Genomic DNA, 9,186 nt, shown 5'->3' with positions numbered 1-9,186 from the left:
TGGCCTGCGTGTCGTGGGATAACCAGCAAGATTAAACAAAAGACAAGGATAGGAACCAAGAATGGCAAATGAGGCTAATCAGGCGGCGGGACGTAAAACGGTTGTGTTCCGCGATGGCAATATGCGCACCAGCTATTGCAACGTCGTGAACGTCGCCGCGACCTCTGAGGAATTTGCGCTTTTGATCGGCACTGGCCGCTCTTGGCATGGCAAGGGGGATGAGTTTGAAGTGGATCTCAATGATCGCGTGATCATGACTCCGCAGACCGCAAAACGCCTTGCTGCAATGCTCGTGAATGCCATTGCCCAACACGAGCAACGCTACGGCACCATTGATGCGTCTGCACAACCGCCGTCGCCGGAAACCAACACTGCGGTGCAAAACTAATCGGGTGCCTTTGGGGGCATCTGTGAAAGATACGGCCTAGGATGGAGCAAACAGCTTCGAGCCCGCATGATGAGAAGGGTCCGGAGGCGCAAAGCCCTGATCTTCTCAAACGGTTACAAAGTTGGTGTGAAGACTTGCAGAAACGGTTGCCTGGCCTCGTTGAGGTCGGGCTTCTGCGTCTGGATGGAGAAAGCGCGGGGCGTATCGCTGCCGTGCCTGAAACCATGCCAATGGAGCGGATTGGCTATCGTGAAGCCGTCGCGCGCATGCGCGCCACCAATGTGGCGGTTTTGGTGCCCTTGGACCGACCTGAAGATGGCATCGCAGAAGCGATTGCGATGCCAGTCAAGGGGCCGGGATTAGAGACACCTGTCGTTTTGCTTGTGGGTGTGAACGAGATGCCAGCGTCCCGGCTTCAGCTTTTGATCGCTCAGCTTGAGACCTCGCTCGGTTGGGTGATGCATCACCTGACGCTAGATACGATGGCGCAGACAAAACGGGAAATGGCGATCTACGATCAGGCCTTCCTGCTCTGCGCCGAAATGCTCGATACCGAGACCCCCTTAGAGGCGCGTCAGACGATGGCGTCTCTTTGTGCCAAGGACCTTGGCTGTGACCGTGTTGTCCTTGTTCGGCAAGGTGTCTTGGGGCTCAAGATCGAAGCCATTTCTGGGGAAACCCGTTTTGATCGCAAATCGCGGATCAACGATCTCACGCGTCAGGCGGCGCATGAGGCGCAGTTGCGGCGTGCGCCCGTGCGCTGGAACCGTGGTGATCAGAACAAAACCTCGATCATTGGTCGTCTGGCGGAAATGCATGGGGATGCGGTCGCTATGGCGGTGCCGCTGACGAATGCCAAAGGGGACATCGACGAGGTCGTCGTTCTGCATTGGGCGCGCGCAGACAAGGTGCCGGACCTGAAGGCATGGTCCGTGCTTTGGACGCTTTCTCGTCCGATCCTTGAGCAAAAAGACCTCGCGGCACGGAGCACATTTGCGCGCAACTACCATGCGGCCAAGCTGTGGTTGAAGCGCTTGTTCGGGCCGCGGGCGTTTAAGCTTAAACTGATCGTTTCTGTCTCTTTGATCGCGCTCTTTGCGATTTTCTTCGTGAAGATTGAGAACACGCTGCGGGCCGATGTTGTCATTGATGATCCCGATCTTCGGGTGATGAGCGCGCCTATGGATGGTTTTATCGAGGGGGTTTTTGTCATTCCCGGCGATATGGTCACCGTTGGCCAGCCTCTTGTTCAGCTTGAAGATGATGAAATCAAACTGCGGATTGCGGAGCTTGAGGCGCAGATAGCGCGCCACACTGCACGGGCCGCAGTCGCACGGGCAAATCGCGATCGGGCTGAAGCCGCAGTGGCCGATGCCGAGCGGAGCGAGGCGGAAGCGCGGCTTTCTCTTGCGCAGCGTGAGTTGGAGCAGACGGTCATCGTCGCGCGCACGGCGGGGCTCGTGCTCGAAGGGGATTTGCGTCAGCGCCTTGGGGCGCGCGTGACTTTTGGTGAGGAGCTTTTGCGGATCGCCCCACGGCAAGGCATTGAACTCCAGCTGTCAGTGCGCAACCGCGACGGGGATCGTTTGGCCGAGGGGCTGACGGGGCAGGTGCGTTTGGATGCGGCGCCTGAAGTGCCGCTGACGGTTGGGGTGACGCGGATCAAGCCCGGTGCCGAGACCATTGACGGCGAACTTCGCTTTGTTGCCTTTGGGGAGTTGCGCTCGGTTTCGTCAAACATCGAAAACGGGATGCAGGGAACGGCGCGGTTGTCTTTGGGCAAGGCGCCAATCTACGAAGTTTGGCTCAAACCCATTGCCGAGACCATCTATATGTTCCTCTGGCGCTGGATGCCCTAATGGCGCGTGTCCAGCTTCACAGTGAAGACTGGTATCGGGTTTCGGCTCTGTGTCCGCGGCTGAGACCTCAGGTCGATGTGGCGCTGCATGACTATCGCGGAAAGCCTTGGTATGTGCTGACCGACAAATCCTCGGGCAGGACATTTCGGGTCCACGCCGATGATTTCGAGATTTTGCGCCGTTTCGATGGGCAAACCCGGATTGATCAGATTTGGAATGACATCGCGTGGAGCCACAAACGCGATCTGCCTCCGCAGGATGAGTTTCTCGAACTCTTATCCCGTCTTTATGAAGCCGGTGTTGTGGCCGTTGATGCGGTGCCGCGTGCGGCACAGTTGGCGAAAGGCCAGACAGAGAAGTCTCGCGAATGGATCGCGCGGTTTCTGAAATCGCCGGTGTCACAAAAGATCGCGCTCTGGAACCCTTCGGCGGTTTTAGAAACCGAAGCCGTGACCGCATTCGCGCATGTTGTGTTCGGCCCAATTGGTTTTTTGCTTTGGGCGATTGCAGTGATCTGGGGCGGGTTCACGGCTTTGTCCTATTGGACACCCTTGACGGCGAACCTTGGTGACAGGGTTCTTGATCCGGGCAATCTGCTCATCATGGCTTGCGTTTATCCTGCGGTGAAACTGATCCACGAACTGGGGCACGCTTTGGCTGTGCGTCGCTTCGGCGGAACCGTGACCCAAGTGGGCGTGATGTTTCTTGTCTTCGTGCCGATGCCTTATGTTGATGCCTCTCAGGCCAATGCCTTTCGCTCTCATGGCGCGCGCGCCTTGGTCACGGCGGCGGGCATTTTGGCCGAGTTTGCGATTGCAGGTGTCGCGATGATCCTTTGGGCAGAGGCGGACCCGGGGCTCTGGCGGGCCATCCTGTTCAACACGATCTTGCTGTGCACGATCTCGACGATCTTTTTCAACGGCAACCCGCTTTTGCGGTTTGATGCGTATTACGTGGTGAGTGACCTGACACGAACCCCCGGCTTGGCCACGCGCGGACAGACGTTGATGGGCCGGATAGGCAAGCGTCTTTTGGGGATTGATCCGGGGCCGGATACGGAAACAGGTGGCACGCTCGAACGGGTGTGGCTTTTGTTCTATGCGGTCGCTTCGGGCATTTACCGGGTGGTTATTGTCTTTTCCATCGCCTTTGGTCTGGCGGATATGCTGGGAATGGCGGGGCAGATTTTGGGTGTTTGGGTGATCATCGGTGGGTTAATTTGGCCAAACCTTAAATCCCTGCGGACGCTTTCAACCTCGCCGGAGACGTTGAAGCGGAAATGGACAGTGATGCAACGCACCTCGGCCTTTATTGCCCTGTTTGCTCTTGTGATTGCAGTGATCCCGCTGCCGCTGCGCACAACGGTTTCTGCTGTGATTGCGCCGAGCCCGAATGCGGCCGTTTACGCGCGCGCAGAAGGATTTGTCGAAGAGCTATCGGTCACCGAGGGCACGGTTCTAGCGGTGGGGGACCCTGTTATGCTGCTTGACCGTGAGGCGATGCGCACAGAACTAGAGGCGCTTGAGGCGCGGCAACTCGCGACAGAGGCACGTTTGCGGGCCGCGCAGGATGCCAACGAAATCCCCTTGGTCGATGCGATTCAAACCGAACTGAGCGCGATTGCTGACGGGTTAGCGCAACTTCAGGCGCAGATTGCGGCGATAAACATCACGGCGGAACGGGCAGGGGAGTGGATGCCTGCTTTGCGACCTGTCGCGCTTGGAATGATGGTGACCCGCGGCCAGCAGTTGGGTTGGATCATTGGCCCTGACGACCGACGGATTGTTGCCCAAATTCCGCAGGCAAGCGGCCTCGCGGTGCGGTCCGGGATAACGGGCGCGCGGGTCATGGTGTCGGCTGGCGATGTCCGGCAGATTGATGCTCAGGATGTCAGCGTTCGCTCTGATGCGAGCCGTGTTTTGCCAGATCCGCTGTTGGCAGACCGTATGGGCGGGCCGATCATGACCGATCTGGAAAGCCCCGATGATCAGTTTTACGCGCTCAATCCCGCTTTCAATCTGGTGATTGAGGTTCCGCTGGAGGATTTGGCGATTGGGCGGGTGGTGCAGCTGAAACTGTCCCATCCACCGACATCTTTGTTCAACCGGTATTGGCCGCGCGTTGTGACGGCTGTGGGGGCGCGCTTTGGTCCTGGCGCCTGATATCCCTGCGCCGCGTGATGCGCTGTCTCTGTTCCCGCCTGAGCGGGAAATTCTGGCGAGCGAAAAGCGCGAATGGGGTTTGTTGAACCGATGGCGCAAGCTCCGGTTCCGCACCAAAAGAGCGCGGCTCAGCTTGGTTGAACGGGTCACCACGGCCCGTGGTTCGCTGGCCGATCTGTCCCCCGATGACTTGCGCGACCAAGCCCGTGCGGCTGGCATAGCCTTGGCGTCTGGCCCGGTCACGCTCCATAAATTGGCGGCGGTGATGACGGTCGTGGATGAGGCGCTGTTCCGCGCGCGCGGGTTCCGGTTTCACGATACGCAATTGCAGGCGGGTTTGCTGCTCTCGACCGGGCATTTCGCGGAGATGGCGACGGGTGAGGGGAAAACACTCACAGCAACGTTGCCTGTTGCGGTTCATGGTTTGGCGGGCTGTGGGGCGCATGTGGTGACCGTGAACGATTATCTTGCAGAACGCGATGCCGAGGAAGTCACCCCGATCCTCGAACAATTAGGCCTAAGTGTCGGCTGCGCCATTCATGATATGGAGCCCGCCGCCAAAAAACAGGCCTATGGCTGTGATGTGACCTATTGTGCGAACAAAGAACTGGTGTTCGATTATTTGCGCGAACGCGCCCGTGTTGAGCGGGCCTCGCCTTTGGCCTATCGGTTGCAGCTTGCGGGGATTGGTCGGGTCTTTGAACAAAGCGGGCCCTTGGTGCATCGCCTCGATTTTGTGTTGATCGATGAAGCGGATTCGGTGCTAATCGACGAGGCGAATATTCCGCTGATTTTGACCGAACCTGTCGATGATACCTTGTCAAAAGCTTTCGTTGGGCAAGCGATAGATTTGGTGGCGACCGCGTCAGAGGACGTTTGGGAAGCGCCCGATGCTTTGGGGTATCGTGGCTTGCGGCCCGAGGCGTTGATCCGATTGATCCGGGAAATCCCCGATGCCGCGCCTGAGTGGAAGTCACTCGCCATCGCGGAAGAGATGATCTCCAAAGCGCGTATGGCGCAGGACCGTTTTACCAAAGATGTCCACTATATCGTGGAAGAGGATAAAATCGTTCTGGTCGATCCGCAGACGGGGCGCCCTACACCCGACCGCACGCTGCCTTGGGGCGTTCAGCAGGTCATCGAATACCGCGAAGGTCTTGAGGTCAGTTCAAACCGCGCAGTGATTGCGAAGCAGAGTTTCCAAAACTTTTTCCGCAGGTATCACAAGCTCGCGGGGATGAGCGGCACGATCAAAGAAGTCCGCCGAGAATTGTCCGGAACCTATGCAACGCCCATTGCCAAGGTGCCAACCCATCGCCCCGTTCAGCGCAAAATGTTGGAGCGGCACGTCTTTGAAACCACAGCGGAAAAGCTGGAGTGGGCGATTGCGCGCGCCGACCGGATGGCCGCTGAGGGGCGCGCTATTTTGATCGGCGTGTCCAGTGTTCTCCTTTCCGAGCAGGTCAGCGATGCCTTGAGCGCAGTGGGGCGGCCGCATGATGTTCTCAACGCGCGACGTTTGGAAGAAGAGGCCGAGATCGTCGCGACTGCAGGCCAAGCCGGTCGTGTGACGGTTGTGACCAATATGGCAGGCCGTGGAACCGATATTAAGTTGCCGCAGGGGGTTAAGGATGCTGGCGGGCTGCATGTCATCATCCTTGATACGCTCGATACCAGCCGCTTGGAACGCCAGCTGTTCGGGCGTGCGGGGCGTCAGGGCGACCCCGGCAGTTACGATATTGCGCATGCGCTAGATGAACCCGAATTGAAGCGGATGATCGGAAAAACGATGCGCAAGGGGATCAGTCGGATACTGTCTCTATCAAAGCCCTTGGCGGTGCGTGTGCATTTCCCCTACGTTGAGTGGCGACGGAACCGGCTGGAAAAACATCGCCGCAATCGGCGGCTGAAACTCCTTAAGAGCGAGGAAAAACGGAATGAGCTGTTGGCGTTCACGCGTGCGGACTAGTGTCTTACTCGCGTTTCTGGCCTCTCCTTTAGCGGCTCAAGAAGGGGAGAGCGGATATTGTTTGCTGGCCCCGATCAAAGACACCAACCTCTCTTTTTCCGGGCGTGAGTTGGTGAAAGAGGTTGTGGTTCAATTGGGCCAAGAGGTTCATGCGGGCGATATCGTCATGCGTTTGGACGGGGCTGGTATGCCCGCACGCTACGAGCGCAGCCTTGCAGAACTCCGGCAAGCCGAGCGTGCAATGGAGCGGGCCGAAATGCTCGGCCGTGTCATGATCGCCGAAGAGCGCGACCGGCGGGAAACAGACCTCGCCGTCAAGGCCGCCTCTGCCCGCGAGATGGAGCTTGAACTCGAGCGCCTCAATCTACGTGCCCCGCATGATGGGATTGTTGTGTCGATCGCCGTCCAAGAGGGAGAGATGCTGGAAGACAGCGCCGCGATGCGGATCGTTGATCTGTCCCAACTTCTGGTCGAAATCGATGTCCCGTCCGACCGTTTTGGTCAATTTGATGCGGGCCAAGAGGTGAAGATCCGTACCGAGAGCGGCGCGATTGTTGCCGCCACGGTGGTGTTTGCGGATCCAATCATTGATCTGGCAAGTAAGTCGTTTCGCGTGAATGCTGTTCTCGAAAACGCGGATCGTGAATTCGTCGCCGGGACGAGTTGTATGTTGGTTTCCACTGCGAAGTGATGGGGGCAGACCCCGGCCCGACTGTGTCGTAATGCGCCTAGGTGAGGGGGCTGACCTCCCCCGGAAGTGACCGGGCTGGTGAAGGTGCCGTGTCGCCATGGGGGGATAAATCATGGTTCAGTGGCAGGCCACGCCTTTGCAGTTATTCAAAGCCAACATGTTAGGGGAACGGCTTGGTGGAGCTGAGGGGAGGAGAAACCAAATCGCCTTTGCGCCCTTTTTATATTGATGTTCAGTGGCTTGCGGGGCATGGATTGGTCAGCATGCGTTGGTCAGCATGGGATTTGGAGCGGTCATGGCGGGCAAAAGCAGCAAGGGCGCGGAGCGCCTGTTGAAGCTGAGAGGGAACAGTTGGTGGTTTCGCCGACAGGTGCCCAAAGCGGCCCGTTTGGCCCTCGATAGGGAATGGCTTCTGGTGAATTTGCAGACCTCCGATGTGGTGCGCGCGACAGGTTGCGCGCCTTCTCCGCTGTGGAATGGCAAATTGGTATCGTTACCGCCGCAAGGCCTACCCGGCTCGATCAATCGCTTCGCTGCTTTGCACGCCATCTTCGAGCCGCATCATTAAAAGCTTGCCGTAACTCCACTTTATCTTCCGTCGACTCCTGCGCAACGTGCCAAAAGTCTGGCGGCTCAAGACCCTCCGGTAAGATGGTGCGCCCGAAGCCTTGTTTGACGCCAAAAATTGAATTGACCTGTGCCGCAGACAAATTGGTAAGGCTAAAATCTGTCAATCTGGCGTACGTGGCGGCAAATGTGCACTTCGCCAGATTGGCAGATTTCAATAGCGCTCCGTTGAGGTTCGCCCCGCTGAGGTTCGCCCCGCCGAGGTCCGCCCCCCTGAGGTCCGTCCAGATTAGGTCCGCCCCGCTGAGGTCCGCATCACGGAGGTCCGAGTCGAAGAGATTCGCCCCGTTGAGGTTCGCCCCGTTAAGGTTCGCCCCTCTGAGGTCTGATTCGAAGAGCTTCGCTCCGTTTATGTCCGCCCCGTTGAGGTCGATTTTCGAAAGAATGCGATTGTTGCGCCCACGGCTCGTGGCATGCAGCCTTTCGAGGAAACGGAGCGCCCCGTCAGCGTTCCATTCGATGGTGACACGTTCCTCTTTAGAAGAACTGGCGCATGCTATTGCAGATGCTACGGCGAGCATGGAGGCCTCTGCGCAGCGTTGACAGGTTTCGAGTTCTCGGAAGTCGCCGATAGCTTCCATCTTATGTACGGGGAACCCATGCTGCTGGACCCAGTTTAGTATGCGCTCAAGGCTTCGCTTGACGAGGTGCAAGTCTTCCGCGTTCGAAGTGCTCGAGCTCGCCCGTCGCAGCGTTTCGTCGTAAAGGAAACGGATGACTTCAGGGGTGAGTGCCGCATCGCGAACCAGTTCCGCCCAACTAAGAGCGAAATAGCTTTCCTCCTCTTCATTCGCTTCAGATGTCCACCTTTTGTGCAACCTAATGGCCGCAGTCACGAGCCCTCTCGCGACCAAGTATTCGCCGAAGCTTTTGTGAATGAATTCGAACCCGGCGTCGGGGCCATCGATCGGGCGCGCATGGGTTTGTAGGATAACGCTGTCCATGTCGGGCACCTGCGGCCCAGACGTGCCTTTGAAAAGATGCCGCGCGTGGCGCTTGCAAACCGCGTCGAAGGTGGCTTCTGTCCCGGCCCGCCCATTGCCGCGCCATGCGGCGATGCCAAGGGCTTCCATGAGATGGAAGAATTGGTCTTTACTCCAGCTACACCCGTTGATCGGTTTGGCGGCATTCCTCGCGTGGACCTTGCAGAGAATATCTTCGTAGACCAAATTTCGGTTTTCTGCCGCCTCCGTCCATCGCTCGCCGCAATAGTCTGAGAGGATGAGCAGGTGAAGCAGCAGCGGCTCGACATTTAGGTCGGAAAGGCTTTCAGCCGTGACCGCCTCTGGCATCGACGCGGTGTTGCCCCGCGCTTTGGTCCAGTTGTGCCAGTATGCGGGGCGCTGGTCACAGGTGAGGTCCGATGCGAACTCGGATAGGTCAGGAATTTCGCATTCAGCGCGCTGCTCACCAGATGAGTTGTGCCGGGGAAGCTCAAGGTGTAAGCGGTGCAAAGGCCCCCGAAACGCCCCTAGTATCCGGATTATTTG

At 58.1% G+C, this 9,186-nt stretch carries 7 protein-coding genes; 6 read left to right on the top strand and 1 reads right to left on the bottom strand.

Annotated features, from left to right (window positions below):
• Nucleotides 1-61 precede the first annotated feature (61 nt).
• From CRO18_RS00100 to CRO18_RS18500, 6 genes are all read left to right on the top strand, one after another.
• Nucleotides 62-388 (top strand): DUF3467 domain-containing protein, encoded by a 327-nt coding sequence (locus CRO18_RS00100; protein WP_076484087.1) that lies wholly within the window; start codon nucleotides 62-64, stop codon nucleotides 386-388.
• Between the two features lie 134 nt (nucleotides 389-522).
• Nucleotides 523-2,247, top strand: a complete 1,725-nt coding sequence (locus tag CRO18_RS00095; RefSeq protein ID WP_170952505.1) for an efflux RND transporter periplasmic adaptor subunit — start codon at nucleotides 523-525, stop codon at nucleotides 2,245-2,247.
• Nucleotides 2,247-4,409, top strand: a complete 2,163-nt coding sequence (locus tag CRO18_RS00090) for a hypothetical protein (RefSeq protein WP_143128577.1) — start codon at nucleotides 2,247-2,249, stop codon at nucleotides 4,407-4,409. Before CRO18_RS00095 ends, CRO18_RS00090 begins: the two co-directional genes overlap by 1 nt.
• Nucleotides 4,393-6,378 (top strand): preprotein translocase subunit SecA, encoded by a 1,986-nt coding sequence (locus CRO18_RS00085; RefSeq protein ID WP_170952504.1) that lies wholly within the window; start codon nucleotides 4,393-4,395, stop codon nucleotides 6,376-6,378. Before CRO18_RS00090 ends, CRO18_RS00085 begins: the two co-directional genes overlap by 17 nt.
• Entirely contained in the window at nucleotides 6,347-7,069 is a 723-nt protein-coding gene (locus tag CRO18_RS00080) for an efflux RND transporter periplasmic adaptor subunit (protein WP_097080629.1), read from the top strand. Before CRO18_RS00085 ends, CRO18_RS00080 begins: the two co-directional genes overlap by 32 nt.
• 295 nt (nucleotides 7,070-7,364) lie before the next feature.
• Nucleotides 7,365-7,637: a hypothetical protein gene (locus CRO18_RS18500; protein WP_102026113.1), complete on the top strand. Its 273-nt coding sequence runs from the start codon at nucleotides 7,365-7,367 to the stop codon at nucleotides 7,635-7,637.
• On the opposite strand, the gene CRO18_RS19060 is transcribed toward CRO18_RS18500, so the two are convergent.
• Nucleotides 7,591-8,988, bottom strand: coding sequence for a pentapeptide repeat-containing protein (locus tag CRO18_RS19060; protein WP_249275956.1), 1,398 nt, complete (start codon nucleotides 8,986-8,988; stop codon nucleotides 7,591-7,593). The two genes, CRO18_RS18500 and CRO18_RS19060, sit on opposite strands and share 47 nt — an antisense overlap.
• Nucleotides 8,989-9,186: the final 198 nt, after the last annotated feature.

The sequence above is a fragment of the Rhodobacter sp. JA431 genome (assembly GCF_900217725.1).
Taxonomy (GTDB): domain Bacteria; phylum Pseudomonadota; class Alphaproteobacteria; order Rhodobacterales; family Rhodobacteraceae; genus Rhodobacter; species Rhodobacter aestuarii.
The sequence above is the reverse complement of the archived record's forward strand: the minus strand, read 5'-3'. Positions and strand labels throughout refer to the sequence as shown.

What these genes read in the sequence shown, in the direction of transcription:
- CRO18_RS18500 (WP_102026113.1), top strand. Translation starts at nt 7,365, where the DNA reads ATGGCGGGCAAAAGCAGCAAGGGCGCGGAGCGCCTGTTGAAGCTGAGA.
- CRO18_RS00080 (WP_097080629.1), top strand. Translation starts at nt 6,347, where the DNA reads ATGAGCTGTTGGCGTTCACGCGTGCGGACTAGTGTCTTACTCGCGTTT.
- CRO18_RS00090 (WP_143128577.1), top strand. Translation starts at nt 2,247, where the DNA reads ATGGCGCGTGTCCAGCTTCACAGTGAAGACTGGTATCGGGTTTCGGCT.
- CRO18_RS19060 (WP_249275956.1), bottom strand. Translation starts at nt 8,988, where the DNA reads ATGCCAGAGGCGGTCACGGCTGAAAGCCTTTCCGACCTAAATGTCGAG.
- CRO18_RS00100 (WP_076484087.1), top strand. Translation starts at nt 62, where the DNA reads ATGGCAAATGAGGCTAATCAGGCGGCGGGACGTAAAACGGTTGTGTTC.